Source organism: Escherichia sp. E10V5 (assembly GCF_004212315.1).
In the GTDB taxonomy this organism is placed as follows: Bacteria; Pseudomonadota; Gammaproteobacteria; order Enterobacterales; family Enterobacteriaceae; genus Escherichia.
The window spans coordinates 217,314-238,661 of record NZ_RHJM01000009.1; the positions used below are offsets into that span (position 1 = coordinate 217,314).

Annotated in this window: 23 protein-coding genes and 3 tRNA genes; 5 read left to right on the forward strand and 21 right to left on the reverse strand. The window is 48.6% G+C overall.

Annotated elements, in window-relative coordinates:
- The 9 genes from cheR to flhD all read right to left on the reverse strand — a co-directional run bounded on the left by cheR (window position 1) and on the right by flhD (window position 8,157).
- The gene (gene cheR / locus D9738_RS08005) at window positions 1-861 is read right to left on the reverse strand and encodes a protein-glutamate O-methyltransferase CheR (RefSeq protein ID WP_130259919.1); all 861 of its coding nucleotides are present in this window, start codon (window positions 859-861) and stop codon (window positions 1-3) included.
- Window positions 858-995, reverse strand: coding sequence for a hypothetical protein (locus tag D9738_RS24720; RefSeq protein ID WP_165383289.1), 138 nt, complete (start codon window positions 993-995; stop codon window positions 858-860). The genes cheR and D9738_RS24720 overlap by 4 nt, the downstream gene beginning before the upstream one ends.
- Entirely contained in the window at window positions 995-2,650 is a 1,656-nt protein-coding gene (gene tar, locus D9738_RS08010) for a methyl-accepting chemotaxis protein II (RefSeq protein WP_130259920.1), read from the reverse strand. The genes D9738_RS24720 and tar overlap by 1 nt, the downstream gene beginning before the upstream one ends.
- Window positions 2,651-2,795: 145 nt before the next feature.
- Entirely contained in the window at window positions 2,796-3,299 is a 504-nt protein-coding gene (cheW, locus tag D9738_RS08015) for a chemotaxis protein CheW (protein WP_130218676.1), read from the reverse strand.
- 21 nt (window positions 3,300-3,320) lie between these two features.
- A complete protein-coding gene (gene cheA / locus D9738_RS08020) occupies window positions 3,321-5,285 on the reverse strand; it encodes a chemotaxis protein CheA (RefSeq protein WP_130259921.1) in 1,965 nt (654 codons plus the stop codon).
- 4 nt (window positions 5,286-5,289) lie between these two features.
- Window positions 5,290-6,216, reverse strand: coding sequence for a flagellar motor protein MotB (gene motB / locus D9738_RS08025; protein ID WP_130259922.1), 927 nt, complete (start codon window positions 6,214-6,216; stop codon window positions 5,290-5,292).
- Window positions 6,213-7,100, reverse strand: coding sequence for a flagellar motor stator protein MotA (gene motA / locus D9738_RS08030; protein WP_130208527.1), 888 nt, complete (start codon window positions 7,098-7,100; stop codon window positions 6,213-6,215). Before motA ends, motB begins: the two co-directional genes overlap by 4 nt.
- Before the next feature lie 125 nt (window positions 7,101-7,225).
- The gene (gene flhC / locus D9738_RS08035) at window positions 7,226-7,804 is read right to left on the reverse strand and encodes a flagellar transcriptional regulator FlhC (RefSeq protein WP_064529301.1); all 579 of its coding nucleotides are present in this window, start codon (window positions 7,802-7,804) and stop codon (window positions 7,226-7,228) included.
- 2 nt (window positions 7,805-7,806) lie between these two features.
- Entirely contained in the window at window positions 7,807-8,157 is a 351-nt protein-coding gene (gene flhD, locus D9738_RS08040; protein ID WP_130208529.1) for a flagellar transcriptional regulator FlhD, read from the reverse strand.
- Between the two features lie 780 nt (window positions 8,158-8,937).
- On the opposite strand from flhD, the gene uspC reads away from it, so the two are divergent.
- Entirely contained in the window at window positions 8,938-9,366 is a 429-nt protein-coding gene (gene uspC / locus D9738_RS08045; RefSeq protein ID WP_130208531.1) for a universal stress protein UspC, read from the forward strand.
- A gap of 6 nt (window positions 9,367-9,372) precedes the next feature.
- On the opposite strand, the gene otsA is transcribed toward uspC, so the two are convergent.
- From otsA to araF, 5 genes are all read right to left on the reverse strand, one after another.
- Window positions 9,373-10,797 (reverse strand): alpha,alpha-trehalose-phosphate synthase, encoded by a 1,425-nt coding sequence (gene otsA / locus D9738_RS08050; protein WP_130208533.1) that lies wholly within the window; start codon window positions 10,795-10,797, stop codon window positions 9,373-9,375.
- Window positions 10,772-11,575 carry a trehalose-phosphatase gene (gene otsB, locus D9738_RS08055; protein WP_130218666.1) on the reverse strand — a complete coding sequence of 268 codons (804 nt, stop codon included), beginning with the start codon at window positions 11,573-11,575 and terminating at the stop codon, window positions 10,772-10,774. Before otsB ends, otsA begins: the two co-directional genes overlap by 26 nt.
- A gap of 162 nt (window positions 11,576-11,737) precedes the next feature.
- Window positions 11,738-12,724, reverse strand: a complete 987-nt coding sequence (araH, locus tag D9738_RS08060) for an arabinose ABC transporter permease AraH (RefSeq protein WP_130208537.1) — start codon at window positions 12,722-12,724, stop codon at window positions 11,738-11,740.
- A 14-nt stretch (window positions 12,725-12,738) separates the two neighbouring features.
- Window positions 12,739-14,253, reverse strand: coding sequence for an arabinose ABC transporter ATP-binding protein AraG (gene araG, locus D9738_RS08065; protein ID WP_130259923.1), 1,515 nt, complete (start codon window positions 14,251-14,253; stop codon window positions 12,739-12,741).
- 70 nt (window positions 14,254-14,323) lie between these two features.
- Entirely contained in the window at window positions 14,324-15,313 is a 990-nt protein-coding gene (araF, locus tag D9738_RS08070; RefSeq protein ID WP_130208541.1) for an arabinose ABC transporter substrate-binding protein AraF, read from the reverse strand.
- 791 nt (window positions 15,314-16,104) lie between these two features.
- On the opposite strand from araF, the gene D9738_RS08075 reads away from it, so the two are divergent.
- Window positions 16,105-16,608: a non-heme ferritin-like protein gene (locus D9738_RS08075; RefSeq protein WP_130208543.1), complete on the forward strand. Its 504-nt coding sequence runs from the start codon at window positions 16,105-16,107 to the stop codon at window positions 16,606-16,608.
- 82 nt (window positions 16,609-16,690) lie between these two features.
- On the opposite strand, the gene yecJ is transcribed toward D9738_RS08075, so the two are convergent.
- Window positions 16,691-16,942 (reverse strand): DUF2766 family protein YecJ, encoded by a 252-nt coding sequence (gene yecJ, locus D9738_RS08080; RefSeq protein ID WP_064529310.1) that lies wholly within the window; start codon window positions 16,940-16,942, stop codon window positions 16,691-16,693.
- 115 nt (window positions 16,943-17,057) lie between these two features.
- Window positions 17,058-17,144: a stress response protein AzuC gene (azuC, locus tag D9738_RS08085; protein ID WP_010723106.1), complete on the reverse strand. Its 87-nt coding sequence runs from the start codon at window positions 17,142-17,144 to the stop codon at window positions 17,058-17,060.
- 253 nt (window positions 17,145-17,397) lie between these two features.
- Between azuC and yecR the strand changes: the two genes are divergently transcribed.
- Together yecR and ftnA are read left to right on the forward strand one after the other, a co-directional pair.
- Window positions 17,398-17,721, forward strand: a complete 324-nt coding sequence (yecR, locus tag D9738_RS08090) for a YecR family lipoprotein (protein ID WP_130208545.1) — start codon at window positions 17,398-17,400, stop codon at window positions 17,719-17,721.
- A 178-nt stretch (window positions 17,722-17,899) separates the two neighbouring features.
- Complete coding sequence (ftnA, locus tag D9738_RS08095; RefSeq protein WP_000917207.1) at window positions 17,900-18,397, forward strand: non-heme ferritin; 498 nt, start codon at window positions 17,900-17,902, stop codon at window positions 18,395-18,397.
- A 37-nt stretch (window positions 18,398-18,434) separates the two neighbouring features.
- Here ftnA and D9738_RS08100 read toward each other — a convergent pair whose 3' ends face one another.
- Window positions 18,435-18,674 carry a YecH family metal-binding protein gene (locus tag D9738_RS08100; protein WP_130259924.1) on the reverse strand — a complete coding sequence of 80 codons (240 nt, stop codon included), beginning with the start codon at window positions 18,672-18,674 and terminating at the stop codon, window positions 18,435-18,437.
- 189 nt (window positions 18,675-18,863) lie between these two features.
- Between D9738_RS08100 and tyrP the strand changes: the two genes are divergently transcribed.
- Window positions 18,864-20,075, forward strand: a complete 1,212-nt coding sequence (gene tyrP, locus D9738_RS08105; protein WP_130208549.1) for a tyrosine transporter TyrP — start codon at window positions 18,864-18,866, stop codon at window positions 20,073-20,075.
- Window positions 20,076-20,168: 93 nt separating this feature from the next.
- Here tyrP and yecA read toward each other — a convergent pair whose 3' ends face one another.
- The 4 genes from yecA to D9738_RS08125 all read right to left on the reverse strand — a co-directional run bounded on the left by yecA (window position 20,169) and on the right by D9738_RS08125 (window position 21,329).
- Window positions 20,169-20,834, reverse strand: coding sequence for a UPF0149 family protein YecA (yecA, locus tag D9738_RS08110; RefSeq protein WP_130259925.1), 666 nt, complete (start codon window positions 20,832-20,834; stop codon window positions 20,169-20,171).
- A 193-nt stretch (window positions 20,835-21,027) separates the two neighbouring features.
- Window positions 21,028-21,114, reverse strand: a tRNA-Leu gene (locus D9738_RS08115).
- An 11-nt stretch (window positions 21,115-21,125) separates the two neighbouring features.
- A tRNA-Cys gene (locus D9738_RS08120) sits at window positions 21,126-21,199 on the reverse strand.
- Between the two features lie 54 nt (window positions 21,200-21,253).
- Window positions 21,254-21,329 (reverse strand) — tRNA-Gly (locus D9738_RS08125).
- Window positions 21,330-21,348 lie beyond the last annotated feature (19 nt).

Consider the following 21,348-nt stretch of genomic DNA (forward strand, 5'->3'; position numbering starts at 1 on the left):
TTAATCCTTACTTAGCGCATACACCGTCTGTCCACGCAATGTGAAGCTGCGCTCAAGGTGGCTAAAGTTTTCAGAGTGACCCGCAAACAATAATCCGTCGGGTTTAAGCAGCGGTACAAAGCGGCGCAAAATCTCCTGCTGGGTCGCTTGATCGAAGTAGATCATGACGTTACGACAGAAGATCGCATCGAACGGCCCCGGCGCAGCGTACTGTTTCGCCAGCAAATTCAGCGGGGAAAAATCGATAGAGTTCGCCAGTGCCTGACGCACACGCACCAGCCCTTGGTGTGGCCCCGTACCGCGCATGAAGTAGCGCTGGAGTTGTTGCGGCGTCAGGTTTTTCAGCTCTTCATGGCGATAAATGCCGCTTCTGGCTTTCTCCAGCACTTCGGTGTCGATATCGCTGGCGAATACTTTCCAGCGTCCGGGCGCGGTGCCCAGCGTATCCGCCAGCGTCATCGCAATGCTGTAGGGTTCTTCACCTGTCGATGCCGCCGCACTCCATACGCGATACTCGCCAGAGCTGTGGCGGGCGTGCTCCGCGAGCAATGGGAAATGATGCCCCTCGCGGAAAAATGCCGTCAGGTTTGTGGTCAGCGAATTAATAAACGCCTGCCACTCGCCGCTGTGCTGATTAGATTCCAGTAAATTCAGATAATGGCCGAAGTCTGCAAGCCCCAGCGAGCGCAAACGGCGCACCAGGCGGTTGTAAACCATGTCGCGTTTGTGGTCCGCCAGGACTATCCCCGCACGTTGATAGATCAATTGACTTATCCGCCGAAAATGCGCGTCGGAAAGCGCCAGGCGCTCGGTCATCTGTAACAATAAAGACGTTTGCCCGCAGGGCAGAGATGATGTCATAGCGCCTTCTCAGTCACTTCAGGAAACCACTGATTCACCCGTTGTGCCGTTGCCGCCGCTTCTTCTGCCAGTGCGACGTTTTGTTGCATCACCTGATCCATTTGGCTGAAATGACCGAGTGAGTAAATACTCATCAAAATGTTTCCCAGTTTGGATCTTGTTCAGTAATACGCAGTCGCGGCTGTGCGGGTGGTTGTTCAGTGGTTGGACGGGATTGTGGTTTAATCGTTTGCGAGCTTGCAGCCAGACGGAATGTGGAAACTGCTTGCGTTAAACGGCTGGCCTGCTCTTCAAGGGCCGCCGCCGCCGCGGCAGACTCCTGCACCAGCGATGCGTTTTGTTGGGTGACGCGATCCATTTCCGACACTGCCAACGCCACTTGATCGATACCGCGACTCTGTTCATCCGATGCAGAGGCAATCTCGCCCATAATGTCGGTAACACGGGTGACGGCATTGACAATATTCGTCATGGTTTCCCCGGCACTTTCTACCAGCACCGAACCGGTATCAACGCGGGAGGCGGAATCTTCAATCAGCGCTTTGATCTCTTTTGCCGCCTGGGCGCTGCGACTGGCGAGATTACGCACTTCGCCCGCCACCACGGCAAAACCACGCCCCTGTTCCCCTGCTCGGGCGGCTTCAACAGCCGCGTTCAGTGCCAGGATATTGGTCTGGAAAGCAATGCCATCAATAACGCTAATAATGTCAGCAATTTTCTGCGAACTGTCGGCAATTTCGTGCATGGTTTTCACCACACCGTCCACGACTTTGCCACCATGCTGAGCAGTATCGGAGGCACTTTGCGCCAGTTGCGAGGCTTGACGGGCGTTATCGGCGTTCTGTTTCACTGTTGCTGTGAGCTGTTCCATGCTGGCGGCCGTTTCTTCCAGCGCCGATGCCTGCTGTTCAGTACGGGAGGAAAGATCGGTATTCCCCGCAGCAATCTCACGAGTACCAGCATAGATAGCGTCTGAACCTTCTCGCACATGGTTGACCGTGTCAGTCAGAGAGCGTTGCATATGTGAAACGCTCTGTGCCAGGTCGCCCATTTCGCTGCGTCCAGCAATGCTGAGGGTATGCGCCAGATTGCCACCAGCAATTTCCCGGATGTGAGAAATGATCTTCGCTAACGGGTTAAGTAGCATGCGGCGGATGCCGTACCACGCCACCAGCAGAATCAATACCACCACCAGCGCGATAACCGCCAGTTGCCACTGGGCAAATCGGTAATCATCCGCGTTGTCAGTGACGATATCTTGATACCGTTTTTCACTACTGAGGGCGTACTGGGCAAAGGCTTCGCCCATCGCATTTTGCATTCCCTGGGTTGGCTGAGCGAAATAGGCTCCGGTATTGCCATAATCAAGATAATCAATCAGTTCTGTTAATGCTGTGTGATAGTTTTTATATTTTTCGTCGATATTACGACTGGTAGCGACCATTTCAGGTAACGGTGCCATGATTTTGAATTTTTTATAATGGATTGCAGCCTGGGCCAATGTTTTCCTGGCGCTATCAAGCAATTCAACTTTAGCGTTACTTTGTTGATTGGATGAATCCATCATCATCCGCACCGCTGAACGACTCAGGTTAATGCGCGTTTGCAGCATTAAATCCCAGGTTGAGGTCAGCTCGCTTTGCTGCTCCCGTAATTGATTGGAAACCACAAAACTTTTCTGGCTATGGTGAAGAGAAGAAAAAAACAGACTTCCGGAAATAAGCTGTAACAGTGCGAATACCCCCAGCACCATTACCAACAGCGTGACTACGCGGATACGGTTAATCATAAGGCACCTTCCTGAAAACAAGTTGGTTTCGTTATCGGCAGGAAGGAGGGAAACTTTATTTCTGATGCCAGTCATGGCGATATTAAAATGAAAAACCCAATGCGCAGGGCATCGGGCTCATTTCATTTGAGTACGGCGGGATAAATTATGCGACTTCTGATGCCGTGCTATCCAACAGCGCCATCTCTTCGCTATTCAGCAGTTTTTCGATATTAACCAGAATTAGCATGCGATCGCCCAGCGCACCCAGGCCGGTGAGGTATTCTGTGGAAAGCGTCACAGCAAATTCCGGTGCCGGGCGAATTTGTTCCGTCGTCAACGAAAGAACATCTGAAACGCCATCTACCACAATGCCGACCACCCGCTGCCCAAGATTCAGAACGATAACCACCGTGTTATCGTTGTACTCCACATCCACCTGGCTGAACTTAATACGCAAATCAATAATTGGCACAATCACGCCGCGCAGATTAGTGACGCCTTTGATAAACGCGGGTGTATTGGCAATCCGCGTAACCTGATCGTAGCCACGGATCTCCTGCACTTTCAGAATATCGATGCCGTACTCTTCGTCACCGAGGGTAAATACCAGAAACTCCTGGCCTGACGGTTCGCTGGCCAGCTTTGTTACATTTGTCATACCGGTCATATTTATTCCCTTTTTACTCAATCAGGCGGCGGTATTCGCCATACGTTGTTCGCGGTTTATCGCCTGCAAGGCGGAGACATCAACAATCAGTGCCACGCTGCCGTCGCCAAGAATGGTTGCAGCAGAAATGCCAGGGACTTTGCGATAGTTACTTTCAAGGTTTTTAACCACCACCTGATGTTGACCAATTAACTGATCCACCAGCAAGGCGTAGCGGCGACCGCCACTTTGCAGAATGACAACAATCCCCTGTGTAGCTTCGGTTTTCGCGCCTGCGACGTTGAACACTTTCCACAGTTCGACGATGGGCAGATATTCACCACGCACTTCCAGTACTCGCTCGCCGCCTGCCAGTGGATGGAGATCGGCTTCGCGAGGTTGTAGTGATTCCATGACGGCGTTAAGCGGCAGAATGAAAACTTCGTCAGCAACGCGTACGGACATGCCATCGAGGATCGCCAGCGTTAGCGGCAGTAAAATGCGGATTGTGGTGCCAACGCCCTGCTTCGACTGGATTTCAACGTGGCCCCCCATCTCCTGGATATTACGTTTGACGACATCCATGCCGACGCCGCGCCCGGAGACATCGGTGACCTGCTCCGCCGTGGAAAAACCAGGGGCGAATATCAACATCGCCACTTCGTCGTCAGTCATGTTGTCGCTAACGCTCAGACCTTGCGAGGCGGCTTTTGCCAGAATCCGCTCTCGATTAAGCCCCGCGCCATCGTCGGTCACTTCGATGCAGATGTTGCCACCCTGGTGTTCAGCAGACAGGATTAAATTTCCAACGCTATCTTTGCCCGTAGCAAGTCGTTTTTCTGGCAGTTCAATACCGTGGTCGAGGCTATTGCGTACCAGGTGGGTCAGAGGATCGATAATGCGTTCTATCAGACTCTTGTCGAGTTCGGTGGAACTGCCCACCAGCGTCAGTTCCACCTGTTTGCCAAGTTTACCCGCCAGGTCGCGCACCAGCCGGGGATAGCGGCTAAAGACATATTCCATTGGCATCATGCGAATCGACATCACTGATTCCTGCAAATCGCGGGCGTTACGTTGTAACTGCCCCATGCTGGTAATCAAATCCCCATGATTCACCGGGTCCAGTTCACTGGAGCGCTGGGCCAGCATCGACTGAGTAATCACCAGTTCGCCAACGAGGTTAATCAGCTGATCAACCTTTTCAACCGCCACGCGGATGCTGCTAGATTCGCTGCCGCGCGACGTTTTTTCCCGTTCCACTCGCCCTGCTGGTGCTTGTTCGGCTGCCAGTTTAAGTACCGGTGGCGGGGATATTTTGGGCGCGGACTCTACTTTTTCGAAGGTAATCTGATCGGCCTCAATCACAAAACAGAGCACCGCTTTGATGTCATCTTCGGCGATGTCGCCCGGTAATATTGCCGAAAGAGAATCCGCCCCCTTCACCACATCAGTTAACGTTGTCAGATGCCCCAGCTCTTCTTCCAGTAGATCGACTTCTCCCGCCTTCAGACGCGAAAGTAGAATTCGTCGCGGCGACTCACTGTTACCCTGTTCATCTTGCGGTTCACTTTTGGCAACCACACTTAACCGGGCCATGGCGGGTGTCGATTCGCCTTTCGCTTCTATTGCCAGTTGACGTAAGGCCTGGCAGATATAGTCAAAGCTGGCGGCATCCGGCTCTTGCGACTGTTTATAAGCGTCGAGCTGTTCCTGCATGATGTCCTTCGTTTCCAAAAACAGATTGATAATGTCGGTGTTAAGCAGCATTTCACCGCGTCTGGCTTCGTCGAGCAGGTTTTCCATCAGATGCGTGGTTTCCTGCAATACGCTAAAGCCAAAGGTTCCCGCCCCTCCTTTGATGGAGTGGGCCGCACGAAAGATGGCATTCAATTGTTCGGCATCTGGCGCTTCTGGCTGTAAATTCAGCAGATGCTGCTCCATATCGGCCAACAGTTCGTCCGCTTCATCAAAAAATGTCTGGTAAAAATCGCTTATATCCATGCTCACGCTGTCACCTCGATTCGGCTGATGGCATTGTGGAAACACTGACCTGCGGTGTTACCCCAGGTTTTTCCAGGACGCTTACCGGCTCATTCTGGCTTTCGGCGTTTTCATGCAAAATGGCCTGTTCGGCTTGTTTATTCAGTACCAACAGACTGATTCGACGATTAACGGCATCATCCGGGCCGCGATCGCTTAAGCGCATGGTCGCCGCCATGCCGACAACGCGTAAAATTTTGCCATCAGCCAGACTTCCCACCATTAGCTCACGGCGCGACGCATTGGCGCGTTCAGTGGAAAGCTCCCAGTTGCTGTAACCTTTCTCACCATTGGCGTAAGGGAAATCATCGGTATGACCGGAAAGGCTGATACGGTTAGGAATACCGTTCAGCACCGGCGCAATGGCGCGCAGAATGTCGCGCATATAGGGCTCGACATCAGCACTACCGGTTTTAAACATCGGGCGATTCTGGCTATCAATTATCTGGATACGTAAACCTTCCTGTACCAGATCGATTTTGAGATGTGGACGCATCGCCCGTAGTTTCGGGTCTGATTCAATAAGCTGGTCGAGATCGCCACGCAATTTCCGCAGCCGACTTTGCTCCATGCGTTTTTTAAGTTCTTCAATGTTCGGCTGCTTATTCACTTCCCCCTGGCTTTGGGTGAAATCATCACCGCCGCCGGGAATTGGGCTTTCGCTATTAGAAATTCGATCGCCGCCCGTTACCGCTGTCGCCAGCGGCGTACGGAAGTATTCCGCAATCTGAATCAGCTCTTTTGGGCTGGAGATGGAGATAAGCCACATCACCAGAAAAAAAGCCATCATCGCGGTCATAAAGTCAGCATAAGCAATCTTCCACGAACCATGTGCTGCGCCGTGGTATTTCGCTTTGCGTCGTTTGACGACAATAATCGGATGCGCTTGATTCTTCATGCTTCCTCGGTTGTCGTCTGTTGTTGCGGATTTTTCACCGCGCGCACATGCTCTTCCAGTTCAACAAACGACGGACGTTCACTGGAATAGAGCGTTTTGCGACCAAATTCAACGGCGATAGGCGGTGCGTAACCGTTCAGATTAGAAAGCAGTGTAACTTTGACGCACTGCATCATTTTGCTGGTTTCGGCGCTTTTCTGGCGCAAAACACTCGCTAACGGGGAAATAAATCCGTAAGCCAATAAGATACCGAGGAAAGTCCCCACCATCGCATGTGCGATGAGCGCCCCCAATTCGGCAGCAGGACGATCGGCTGATCCTAATGCGTGCACCACTCCCATTACGGCCGCAACAATCCCAAACGCAGGAAGAGAGTCTCCGACCAACGCCAGGCTGTTCGCCGGGACTTCCGCCTCGTTTTCGTGCGTTTCTATCTCTTCGTCCATCAGGGCTTCAATTTCGAAGGTATTCATGTGGCCGCTGATAATCAGGCGCAGATAATCGACGATAAAATCCAGCATAACGGCATCCGCGAGGATGCGCGGATAACTGGCGAAGATCTCGCTCTCTCGTGGATTTTCAATATCGCGTTCCAGTGAGAACATGCCCATTTGCCGCGATTTCGCCATCAGACGGTAAAGCAACGCCAGCAAATCCATATACATTGCTTTGGTATATTTAGAGCGACGAAACAACAATGGCAGCGCCTTAAGCGTACCTTTGATTGCTTTGCCATTATTGCCGACGATAAACGACCCAATGCCTGCACCGGCAATAATCACCAGTTCAGCGGGTTGATAGAGTGCTCCAAGGCTTCCACCGGTCATCAAATAACCGCCGAAAACTGTACCGAGAACAACCAGGTAACCTAATAAGATAAGCACGACATCATCCTTTCACTGTTGACCATGACAGGATGTTCAGTCGGCAGACGTTACCTTACGGCTGGAGAAAAATAAGCAGCGGTAATTAATTACCGCTGCTGGAGTGTTTCGCCACACCGTATGGGTTAAACAGCCTGTATTCTCTGTTCATCCAGCAGTTGAGGGATAATATCGGCAGGGTTCTGAGAAAGTTTACGTCTTTTTACGGCGCGCGATGGCGGTTGACATAAGCTGCAGGCAAAACTGCCGACAGGTTGATGAGCATGAGTGATAAAATTACCGCCGCAGCAGTTGCAGCTGGAAAGTTGCAGTAAATCGCTTTCGACAAATCGCACCAGAGTCCAGGCGCGGGTTAGAGCCAGCAGTGGTCCGTTTTCGGCTTGTGGGCACTGTTCAAGGTATAAACGATAGGCTTTGATTACCGCATCGACGCCATTACATAACCCGGTTTTCAGTAAAAACTGCCATGCATTACAGAACATCGACGCATGGACATTTTGTTCCCAGGTCATAAACCAGTCGGTAGAGAACGGCAACATCCCTTTCGGCGGCGGGCTTCCGCGCAGCTCTTTATAGAGCTTGATCAGGCGTCCGCGACTTAATTGTGTTTCACTTTCCAGCATCTGCAAACGAGCGCCCAGGGTTATCAACTCCATGGCGAGTTGAATATCACGGGCTTCCTGAACAATGCTTTTTTCACTCATGATCAGGCCCTTTTCTTACGTTGTGCTTCTTCGGGCTGATTAACATCATTCAATAAACGCGTGGAGAGCATAATGCCGGTATGAATTTGCTGGAGATCGTCAACACGGGAATCCTGCGTCAGTTGGTTAATAGTCTGGTGGCTGTCAAAGCGGAATTGACAAATCAGTTGATTGGTTTCGGCCAGTTTAACCATTTGCGGAAGAGTCAGCGTCGCCAGCGTTGTAGCCATTTCTTCATTAATACCGAGACGAAACATGGCGGACGCTTTGTCCTGAACGATCAGACGCTGTGCAAGAAGTAAATATGACAAGTTAATGTCATAAATATGTTTCAGCAACTCGGAGGTATGCATTATTCCCACCCAGAATAACTAACTTTATTTTTTATGCGGTATCACCGCATCCCGTGATGTCGCCGGGAAATCCCGGTAAAAAGTAAATAAAAATGGAATAGTAGCGATCAACGAAAAAACACACAGACATCATAAGAGGTGAAACACGTCTTACACAGAGTGATGCTTTTTACACTTATCTAAGATTTTTCCTAATTCGACGCAACTGTACTCGTCACCACTCATACATACAACGGAGCGGAGCTGCGATTTTCGACAATGTGTGACACGGATCACACAAAACACTCAATTACTTAACATTGATGTATAAGTCATACTTTTGTTTTGCGTATATTTCATTCTGTTAAAAAGTTTTTCAGCTTATCTGTGAGCAAAAATGATGTGGCGGGATAAAATTGAGATGTTGCGCACTGTTAATATAAATCACCGTGAATAACCATATCCCGGATATGGGATAAATATCTATGATCTCTGTAAATCATTAAAAAAACAGCCAATTAAATAATAATATGCCATTTAAAAAAAATTAAGGCTGCCAACAATATCAATGTTAACAAGATGTTTTATTAATATTAACCATTTGTTTAGTGAGAGAAATCAATTTCTCCACTTCCTCATCATCACCCGCATGACTACATAGTAACACTACGATATTGATTAATTATCTTTATTAATGATCATGCTAATATTTGCGTTTTTGACCAAGTTGTTATTGCATCTATAGCTCATTCAGGGTAAAGCTGTGATCTCACCTGAAGTTCATAGAATAAGGAGCAGGTTATGAGTTACGCCAATATTCTTGTTGCCGTTGCTGTCTCACCGGAAAGCCAGCAACTGTTAGCAAAAGCGGTATCTATCGCCCGTCCCGTTAATGGGCGTATCAGTTTAATCACCCTCGCTTCCGATCCAGAAATGTACAATCAATTAGCCGCGCCGATGCTTGAGGATTTACGCAGTGTGATGCATGAAGAAACACAAAACTTTCTGGACAAATTAATTCAGGATGCTGGATATCCCGTTGAAGAAAAGTTTATAGCTTACGGAGAGTTGAGCGAACATATTCTGGCGGTATGCCGTAAACATAAATTCGATTTGGTGATTTGCGGTAATCATAATCACAGTTTCTTTTCGCGAGCATCCTGCTCTGCGAAAAGTGTGATTGCCTCAAGTGAGGTTGATGTGCTGTTGGTTCCGCTTAAGGGAGATTAAGCGCAATTACGCCAGCTTTGGAAAGGTCGCAACTTTATCGCGCTGCTGGCTTTCCGCGCTGCGCGGAACTATCAGCTTTAGGTCGCTAATAAAGCACTCCTGCCAGTGGTTAATATCGTTTTTCACGATAATTTCCAACATTTCTGCATGACGGGAAATACGTTCTGCCAGCGACATAGTCAATGCCCGATTCAACGCCGCCGCGACTTCATCACGATCGTATGGGTTAACGATTAACGCTGACGTCAGTTCATTCGCCGCCCCCGCAAATTGTGAAAGTACCAGTACACCGGGATTGGCAGGATCCTGGGCGGCGACATATTCTTTCGCCACCAGATTCATCCCGTCACGCAGCGGCGTCACTAATCCGACATCGGAATAGCGGAAGATTTTCATCAGTAATTTACGGTCGAAATGCTGGTTCAGATAATAAAGCGGTGTCCAGCCTAATTGCCCATATTTTCCGTTAATTCTCCCGGCTTCATTTTCCAGCTGATGACGAATATCCTGATACGCCTGCACATCACCACGCGAGGTTGGCGCTATCTGGGTATAACGTATTTTGCCATGATGTTGCGGATATTTTTCCAGCAAGGCTTCATAGGCGAGAAAACGCTCAGGCAGACCTTTGGAATAATCCAGTCGTTCGACAGAAAAGATATTTTGTACGCTTTTCAGCTCCGCTTTTAATTGCGCCAGTTTGGGCGGCAGCGGTCCGGCAGCCTGTTTGGCTATTTCATCCGGTTCAATACCAATAGGGTAAACTTCGGTGCGAAATGCCTTGCCCCAGGCCGTATGATTGCGCGAACTACGCGTCGTGACGCGCGTCAGGTTGGAAAGGCAATCCAGAAACGCCAGGCGATCGTTTTCTGTCTGAAACCCCAGCAAATCATAATCACAAAGCTGTTCAAGCAACGTGTTATAAGTCGGCAGCGCGTTGAAAATTTCCGGCGTCGGGAAAGGAATATGCAGGAAGAAACCAATACGATTATTCACGCCACGTTTGCGGAGTTCATGCGCAAATGGCAACAGGTGATAATCGTGGATCCAAATAATGTCATCGTCTTCCAGCAACGGCAGTAATTTATCTGCCAGCAATGCATTCACGCGTAAATAGCCTTCCCAGGCGGAACGCTGAAATTGCACCAGATCGAGTCGATAATGAAATGCGGGCCAGAGAACAGCATTGGAGAATTGGTTGTAGTATTCGTCGAGATCCTTTTCACTGAGGTTAAAAGAGGCCCAGGTGATATTTCCTTTTTTCACCTTTTTTAGCGGCTGATCCTCATTCCCTGTTTCGCCACTCCAGCCAAACCACAGTCCACCTGCGGCTTTCAGCGCCCCCAGTATACCGACAGCAAGGCCACCGGCACTGGCGGCGTGCTCGTCTGGTGGTGCAATCCGGTTAGATACTACGACTAAACGGCTCATAGTCATCACTCCTGTTATTGTCTCTTTTTAGTTGTTGTAATGCGTTGGTTATCATTTCAAGCCAGCGCCAGACATCCGGCACGCCCGCCAGCCGCCATGATGCCTGAGTTGCGCCTGTGCCAATTTTCACTGACATTCCGCCCAGCCTGTTAACGACCGAGAAGCCAGATTCATCGGTTAAGTCATCGCCTAAAAAAATAGGCTTGCGGCCAATAAAGGGAACTTCCTGCATAAATGCGGCAATCGCGTCCCCTTTGCTGGTACCTCTCGGTTTTATCTCAACGACACACTTTCCCTGTTGTAACGCCATTTGCGGCCAAATCTGGGTAATGCGCTGCGCTAATGTCAATAAGGCGTCCTCATGCTGCGGTGCCTGACGATAATGCAGCGCAAACGCCATCCCTTTAGCCTCAATCTCCACACCGGGAAGCCTGGCGATAGCCGTATGCAGTTGAACGCTAATATCCCGGGCAATCGCTTCCGGCAAATGAACAATATGCGTTTTACCATTGATGTCACGGCGCTCCGCCCCATGCACACCCGCTAACGGGAAGCGATAAGGTTTCGCCAGTGCGTCAAGCTCTACCATTGAGCGCCCTGATATCAATGCCAATGCACCATCACTTGCGGTTGCCAGCAGCTGGAGTCCTTGCAGAATATTTTCAGGTACGACGACCTGATCGGGATGCGGTTTGATTTCCGCCAGCGTTCCATCGAGATCAAAAAACCAGGCATAATTCGCGGATAGTTCAGGGGGTTCGGTTAACGGTTCTGTCACCCGGTACTCCTCCTTATCTTTTTATTGTTCGCGCAGAACGCGCTTTACAGACATGTAAGTATAGACAGTGTGACGAGGCTCGCCATTGGCAAAAAGAACAGCCAACCGTTGTGGCGGTTGGCTGTGGAGGATTTTGGAACTAAATAATTATCGTATAAAGCATCAAACAGTGCGTTTCGCTTTTTGCTTATAACGGTCGAAGATCACCGCAGCCAGCAGGATTAAGCCACGAACAACATACTGTGCAAACGGAGAAATATTAAGCAGGTTCATGGCGTTTTCCACGGTGCCTAAAATTAAGATACCCGCCACTACATATGAGATTTTTCCGATGCCGCCTTTCAGAGAAACGCCACCTAAAACGCAGGCAGAGATAACAATCAACTCATAACCAATAGACGTCATTGGCTGGCCGCTGGTCATACGAGAAGCCAGAATGATCCCGGCAATCGCCGATACGAGACCAGAGAGAACGAAAATAATAATTTTAGTACGTACTACCGGTACACCCGCGAGGCGTGCCGCCTCTTCGTTACCGCCAATTGCCAATGTATTACGACCAAACGTGGTTTTGTTCAGCAGCAAACCAAAGACGACCAGGCAAGCCACAGTGAGCCAGATTGGCGCAGGCAGGCCGAACCAGTTGGCATAACCGAGTGCAAAGAAGCTTTCATCTTCGATGCCCACCGCTTTACCGTCAGAGATAATATACGCCAGACCACGGACAATCTGCATCGTCGCCAGCGTGGTAATCAGGGCGTTGATTTTCAATTTAGCGATAACAAAACCATTCACCAGGCCGCACAGAACGCCCAGCAGTAAACCTGCCGCCACGCCAATCCACAAACTTTCGGTCAGGTTAATAACCACCGCAGTGGTTACGCCTGCGCAGGCAATCACCGAGGCGACAGAAAGGTCAAAGTCACCTGAGGCCAGGCAAAACAACATACCGCAAGCCACCATCCCCGACATGGAGATTGCCAGTCCCAGCCCTTTCATATTAATAAAGGTGGCAAAGTTCGGCACGAAGATGGCACAGGCGATAAAAAGCACTGCGAACACCACCAGCATACCGTACTGATCCCAGATACGCCCGAGGCTGAATGACGACTTAGGCGCGCCAGAACCCGATGTAGAAACAGAAGACATCTTATTCTCCTTACTCAGGCAACTGCCTGGCTGACTTTAGGCATAGCAAGGCTTAGTGCCTGACGCTCATCTGCCTGCTCATGTAGCAATTCACCGGCGATTTCACCTTCCCGCATAACTACGATGCGGTCGGCGACACCAAGGACTTCGGGCAGGTCACTGGAGGCAAACAGTACCGCCACGCCCTGCGCGGCCAGCGCATAAATCACGTTATAAATTTCATGTTTAGCCCCTACATCGATGCCGCGCGTAGGTTCATCAAGCAAAATGACTTTCATCTCTTCGGATAACCAGCGCCCTAAAATGGCTTTTTGCTGATTACCGCCGGAAAGATTCATGATCAATTGCTCTGCACCTGGCGTTTTGATGTTGAGAGAACGAATGTGGTGATCGGCATTATTGGCTTCCCAGCCGTTGTTGATCACGCAACCGCCGTGCACATGTTTGCGACGAGCGCTGATGTTGATATTGTCGCGCACCGAATGCACTGGAATAATGCCCTCCGCTTTGCGATCTTCCGGGCAGAGCATCATGCCAGCGGCAATGGCGTGGCCCGGTTTACGGATATCGATCGGCTGTTGGTCGATATAAACCTGCCCAGCGGTAATTTGCGTACCGCCAAACATGCCTTTCATTAATTCGCTGCGCCCTGCCCCCACCAGACCAAACAGGCCGACGATTTCGCCACTGCGAACAGCCAGGCTTATTGGCGTACGCACGCCTGGTGCCTTTACCGCATCCAGACGCAAGCGCTCCTCGCCGTAGTTGCGCGGTTGCCAGCCGTAGATATCGCCGATGTCGCGACCAACCATTGCCTGTACCAGCGAGTCATGATCTACCTGCTGCATGTCGGTAAAGGTTTTGACGTAACGACCATCTTTAAAAACAGTGATGGCATCGCTGAGCGCAAAAATTTCTTCCATACGGTGAGAAACGTATAAGATCACCCGCCCCTCTTTTCGCAGTTCACGAATGACGCGAAACAGATTGTCTATTTCACGCGCGGATAAGGAGCTGGTTGGTTCATCAAAAGCGATAATTTTGGCGTTACGTGCCAGAGCTTTGGCAATTTCAACCATCTGCCATTGCCCGATGGAGAGATATTTCAGCGGCGTATCCGGGTCAATATCCATACCCAGATGTTTGAGCTGTATCCCAGCTTCATAATTCAGCAGTGAACGATTCACGATGCCGCCTTTATGAGGAAGCTGGCCGAGATAGATGTTTTCCGCGACGGTCATTTCCGGCACGAGATGCAGTTCCTGGTAAATAATCGCGACACCCGCATTCAGTGCTGCGGTTGTATCGGAAAAGGACATTTCCTGCCCATTAATCACTACAGAACCCGTGGTTGGCGCATAGTTTCCACTAAGGATTTTTAAGAGTGTTGATTTTCCGGCGCCATTTTCACCCATCAACGCATGAACCTGACCGGCATAACAGTCAAAACTGATATCCGTAAGCGCCTTAACGCCTGGAAAGGTTTTACCAATGCCGCGAAATGAGAGATACGGGGTAGACTGTTGCATAACGTCTCCGTGAATCACTGGTCGTTTTACACCCCCTCTGCATAACGCAGAGGGGAATTTTTCCGGCAGATTACTTACCGCCTAAACCTTTTTTCTCCAGTTCTTCTTTAAAGTTGTCACGCGTGATCAGCACCACGTCGGTAACTTCAGTGAATTTTGGCGGTTCAACGTCTTTTGCTACCCAGTTGTAAAGCATTTCGCTGGATTTATAGCCATGAACGTCCGGGCTTGGCAGCAGTGAACCATAGAAACCCGTAGCCTGTGCCTTTGACAGTTCACTCACCGCATCCACACCGTTAATACCGATACCGATAATATCTGCGGCTTTAAAGCCCTGACCTTCCGTCGCGCGTACGCCACCCAGCACGGTGCTGTCGTTCATACCGACGATCAACCAGTGTTTAACTTCAGGATGCTGAACCAGCATAGAGTTGGCGGCGTCAAACGCCCCTGGAATGTCGTTAGATTTGGTAGGAACTTGATAAATTTGTTTTTCCGGGAATCCGGCGGCTTTCAGCGCATCCATAGAACCGGTGGTACGACGACGGGCGGTATCCAGTTCGTTGGCAGTAATCGCCATTACGGCGCTTTCTTTCACATCCCAGCCACGTTTCTGCATCTCTTTATACAGTTCCTGGCCCTGACGTTCGCCAATTTTCGTCGCCGCCATCATCACCAATGGAACGGTATCAACCGGCTTACCTTTGGCATTAACAAACTGATCATCCACGGCAATAACTTTCATATCGTAGCCACGCGCTTTCGCCACGATGGCTGCACCCAGTTTCGGGTCCGGAGTACAGATAACAAAACCTTTCGCGCCACTGGCTGCCAGGCTATCAATAGCGTTCAGTGTTTTTTCGCCATCAGGTACGGCTATCTTAATAACTTCAAAGCCTAAATCTTTCCCGGCTTTATCGGCAAACTTCCATTCAGTCTGAAACCACGGTTCTTCTGGTTGCTTCACCAGGAAACCGAGTTTCAAATTTTCCGCCATAGCGGATTGTGACATAACGGCAGCCAGACCGATGGCTGCAAGAGCTTTAGTAAATTTGTGCATGGTTATCTCCAGCTTTAGCATCATTTTGTATAGGGCAAAACCTAAGAACTTTCGTTAATTCAATCGGAAAACAAAGCATTACCTTTGGCGAAAAGATAAGTGACTGTGTTGGCATAGTTTTAGCGAGAAATTAATTCTCCATAGGAGAGCAATATCACACCGCAGAATTACAGTGAGAACGTGCATGAATTTAGCAATAAAAGACATACGGAAGACGTCAATTGTATGACAAATGAGAAATGACTTAGCAGATTAGTCCATAAGATTAGCCTGGAAATCCTTGTGGCATCATTTGATAGCTCTGGCGTGTCTTCTTTTTAATCTAATTTGCTCGGGCAAGAAGCTGCTCATTACAGCTGAATGGTGAATGATGTAAGAAGAATAAAAATTCCAGACAAAATTCCTTTCGCTGTTAATTATCACCACCTTCATTAATGAAGGATAAATCCATAATGCGAGCATCATCGCAAAACTGAAAAAATACCTAAAAATATAAGAACAGCATCATGAAATTGATAAATTCATTTAATATCAATAACATCCAAAAATTCACAACATTGAGAGTTATTGCAAATCAATAACTCTAATCAATGAAATGTAAAAAAATATAAACTTGGTGATTTAAGGATTTTCTTATAATGCTTCAGACGTTATGCTTATTTCAGATCATCGTCAGAATTGACTCCAGGATCACATTTCGGACCCGCAGAAAGGAATTATTCTGCAAACAGTAATTACGGTGTTTTGATTTATCTTGCACCTCTCGTCTTCTGGATATAAGGATATTAGGTATGGCAACCACTGGAATGCTTCTCAAACTCAACACTCAAATGAACCGCGAGTTTTATGCATCCAATCTCTACCTCCACCTGAGCAACTGGTGTTCTGAACAAAGTCTGAATGGCACCGCGACTTTTCTTCGCTCCCAGGCACAAAGTAACGTGACTCAAATGATGCGCATGTTTAACTTCATGAAAAGCGTCGGAGCGACGCCCATCGTTAAAGCCATTGATGTACCTGGCGAAAAACTGAACTCTCTGGAAGAACTCTTCCAAAAAACGTTGGAAGAATATGAGCAGCGTTCAAGCACGCTGGCGCAATTAGCAAATGAAGCTAAAGAATTGAATGATGATTCTACTGTCGATTTTCTGCGCGATCTGGAAAAAGAACAGCAGCACGATGGTCTCTTACTGCAAACCATTCTTGATGAAGTGCGCAGTGCGAAACTGGCCGGTATGTGCCCTGTCCAGACCGACCAGCATGTTCTGAATGTCGTGTCGCATCAGATACATTAATAAAATCGGCGCATGAAAAGATGCGCCGAATACACAAAAAGTGGTGAAAACCGCTGCCTCACATCGCTGAGGCGGCGGTTTTTTAATGGGATTCGTTTTGTGGGGTAAACTTTAGCTCAATCAACGCGATGGCTTTTTGAATAGCACGCATAGTGACTGGGTCAGCAGCAGCCGGATGGTGGGTAAAATCAATATTCTTCAGCTGGCTGGACATTTTTTCACGAACCTCAACAGGCGCGATCACATCGAGCACGTCGAGAATTTGTTTGATCACCAACTGGCAAGCAACAACATCAGAAACCAGTTCCTGATCGGCATTCAGCGGCTGGGACATCCTAAACTCCTGATAGCATTTTGAAAGCCGTTATAGTAGCGGCTTCCCTTCCTCAACGATAGTCACATCAGCCCGCATCAGGGTATAAAAAAACCTGCCGGAGCAGGTTTTTTTATTATCTGAACATATTGCCTGGCGGTACGTCTTTGAACGTCTTGCAATAATTATTGAACATGCTTTTCAGGATCTTACGCAGTTTCATCGCGCCACTCCGATTATTTGTTATGCAGGTGTTATTGTTCTTGCTGCTTATAATATGACATCCATCACAAAAATCAATCTTTATGTGATGCAAATCACATAAATACCCCTTTAATGTTACATAAATGATAACCACAAGATGTGTGCGTTCTGAAGAAAGCAAGGAATAGCGCTAATCCGTCGTCTTTTCTGTCCATAACCTGGCTGTGTCCACAAGTACAATACCTGTTTCTTCTCCCTCTTCAGGCTGTGACATGAAACATCTGATAATTGTTTTTTCACTTTTAACAGTAGCGGGCTGTACCGTAACTCGTCAGGCTCACCTCAGCGATGTTGATGCCACGAGTGGCATTGTACGCCTCGTTTATAATCAGGCTTTTTTACAACACGCCCGCACTGACAACTATCTCGATCAGGGAATCGCGAACCGCGCATGTCAGCAGGTTGGATTTACCCGCGCCTTTGCGTTTGGGCAACCTGTAAGTAACTGTAGTTTGTTTGCAGGATCATTATGTCTGAATACGCAATTTACACTGTCGTATCAGTGCCGATACTTAACCCCCTCGGCTTATCAATAAAGATTTTAATCAGCGAGGGAGGCTTCACTGGTTAATTACCATCTCAAATAGCGTTAATGCGTTTTATTCACATTCGCATTTTTAATAATTGACTTTAATATTTTACCTTTTGCAAATAATAAAATAACAAATTATAGTGGCGCCACAGCAACAAATATAACCTTTGTGGAGCACTATCATGCTGAAACCAGAAATGATTGAAAAACTTAATGAGCAGATGAACCTGGAACTCTACTCTTCACTGCTTTATCAGCAAATGAGCGCATGGTGCAGCTATCACACCTTCGAAGGTGCTGCCGCGTTTCTGCGTCGCCACGCCCAGGAAGAGATGACGCATATGCAGCGTCTGTTTGATTACCTGACCGATACCGGAAATTTACCGCGAATTAATACCGTTGAATCGCCGTTTGCTGAATATTCTTCACTTGATGAATTATTCCAGGAAACTTATAAACACGAACAATTAATTACGCAAAAAATTAACGAACTCGCTCACGCTGCCATGACTAATCAGGACTACCCAACGTTCAATTTCCTGCAATGGTATGTGTCTGAGCAACACGAAGAAGAGAAGTTGTTCAAATCTATTATTGATAAATTGAGCCTGGCGGGGAAAAGCGGCGAAGGACTTTATTTCATCGATAAAGAACTCTCTACCCTCGACGCACAAAACTAATCTTCTCTGGCGGCAGATTTTCTGCCGCCGTTTCAGATCAGTGACGACAAATCTTACTTTTATCGGTTGAGAACCCCTCTTCGCAGGGAATAAATTTGCCTTTTTCCGCCAGAAAAACCACCAACTCTCCCGCTGTCATCCCTTCAGCCGAGCAAGTATGAAAACGTGTCTGATCACCAAAACGCGCTTTGATCGCCGCTTCCAGGCTGGCGTGCGTATATTGCTCACCTGATTCAATCATCATATTTAACACTTCATGACCGTGAATAGATTCCATCGTTCCTCCTCAAAAAAAGCATAGCGTAACGATCCCTGCGCCTTATGGCTTTGCGCCAGCTCAGTTCTGAATGCATTTATCGTACATTTTTATTTACACCTGATGTAACGTCGATTTGACGAAATATGGATAATGCCTTAACCTGCGCCGCAGATATCACTCATAAAGATCGTCAGGACAGAAGAAAGCGTGAAAAACAGAACTCTGGGAAGTGTTTTTATCGTGGCGGGAACCACAATTGGCGCAGGTATGCTGGCAATGCCGCTGGCAGCGGCTGGCGTCGGTTTTACCGTCACTCTGACATTGTTAATCGGCTTGTGGGCCTTGATGTGTTACACCGCGCTGTTACTGCTGGAAGTGTATCAGCATGTCCCTGCAGATACCGGCTTAGGCACACTGGCAAAACGCTATCTGGGCCGCTACGGTCAGTGGCTGACCGGCTTCAGTATGATGTTTTTAATGTATGCCCTGACCGCAGCATATATCAGCGGTGCCGGTGAATTACTTGCCTCCAGCATCAGCGACTGGACAGGCATTTCAATGACCACAACCGCTGGCGTGCTGTTGTTTACTTTTGTTGCCGGTGGTGTGGTTTGTGTTGGGACGTCGCTGGTCGATTTGTTTAACCGTTTTTTGTTCAGCGCCAAGATTATTTTCCTGGTGCTAATGCTGGTATTGCTGCTACCACATATTCATAAAATCAATCTGCTAACGCTGCCACTGCAACAGGGTCTGGCATTGTCTGCAATTCCGGTGATTTTTACCTCGTTTGGTTTTCACGGTAGCGTACCGAGCATCGTCAGCTATATGGATGGCAACATTCGTAAATTGCGCTGGGTGTTTATTACCGGTAGCGCAATCCCTCTGGTGGCATATATTTTCTGGCAACTGGCGACACTGGGCAGTATTGATTCAACAACCTTTATGGGACTGCTGGCGAATCATGCTGGATTAAATGGGCTGTTACAGGCATTACGCGAAGTGGTGGCCTCGCCGCATGTCGAGTTGGCAGTGCATTTATTCGCTGATTTAGCCCTCGCCACATCTTTCCTGGGCGTAGCGTTAGGTTTATTTGATTATCTGGCGGATTTGTTTCAGCGTTCCAATACCGTTGGTGGAAGACTGCAAACCGGTGTAATTACCTTTCTGCCGCCACTGGCGTTCGCGCTGTTTTATCCACGTGGTTTTGTAATGGCGCTCGGGTATGCTGGCGTAGCGCTGGCAGTATTAGCGTTGATAATTCCTTCACTGCTGACCTGGCAGAGCAGGAAGCATAATCCACAAGCAAGCTATCGGGTGAAAGGTGGACGTCCCGCACTGGTGTTGGTGTTTATCTGTGGCATTGGCGTGATTGGCGTGCAATTTTTGATTGCGGCAGGATTGTTGCCAGAAGTGGGATAAATGCTTTGCCGTGTATATGGACATAGTCCAGATTTTTGTCCGCATCCTTAAAACATGGGTGCCAGAGTTAATTCTGACACCCAATATAGCCTCTTAATGCAGGCAGCACTGCTTATATTTCTTGCCACTACCACATGGGCAAGGGTCGTTACGACCAGGTTTTTCTTCAGCTTTAATCGGTTGCTGAACAGCTTTTTCCTGAGGATGCGTCATCCAGTAAGCATGCAAATCAAGCGCCGCCAGTCGAATGGCATCCACGCTTTCTTCAAACGCTTCTGGCGACATCTTCTCTACGCGCTCGAAGTTTTTCTCAGTACCGTGCAGCGCAATCGCTTCAAGCGCCGGTTTTAATGAGTCAGGCAATGCTGACCAGTCAGAAAGCGCAACGCCACGCATATAGCCAAAGCACCACTCTTCGACAATCGTCAGCTCGCTACCGTCAACTTCTCGTAGACCAAATAACGGTTCAAACTGTTCAGGAAACTCGTTGAGGCGCTCTGCAGTATCGGCCATATGTTGGAACGCCAGGTTCATAAAGCGCGTCATCTCTTTCTCTGACGCCCAGCGCGGCACATAATCCGCCCCACCCCACACAGCAACCAGCCACTGTTCTGGTTCAATTTCTTGCGGAGAACTCAACACCGCCGTCAACAAACCGTCCAGCTCTGCCACATCAAGGATGGCGTGGTCTGTGTTGTATTTGGTCAAGATATCATCCAGCCATTCCAACTCACTTTCGTTTAACGGTCCAGTTTTCATACGCTTTTCCTTGTGGATCTCGACTCGCCAGCGCCTATCTTACATGTCGGTCTGGCATAGAGATACTTTTCGAGTGGATTACCCGGAGATTAAAAATCAGAGAGGGTGTAACGACAAGTTGCACATACAAAAAAACCACCCGAAGGTGGTTTCACGACACTGCTTATTGCTTTGATTATTCTTATCTTTCCCATGGTACCCGGAGCGGGACTTGAACCCGCACAGCGCGAACGCCGAGGGATTTTAAATCCCTTGTGTCTACCGATTCCACCATCCGGGCTCGGGAAAAATTGGAGGCGCGTTCCGGAGTCGAACCGGACTAGACGGATTTGCAATCCGCTACATAACCGCTTTGTTAACGCGCCAAATTCTTCAGGCTTTTCAGCCAGACACCCGCTTAATGCCGATGTCGTTTAAACTGGAGCGGGAAACGAGACTCGAACTCGCGACCCCGACCTTGGCAAGGTCGTGCTCTACCAACTGAGCTATTCCCGCAATCATCAAGCAATCAGCT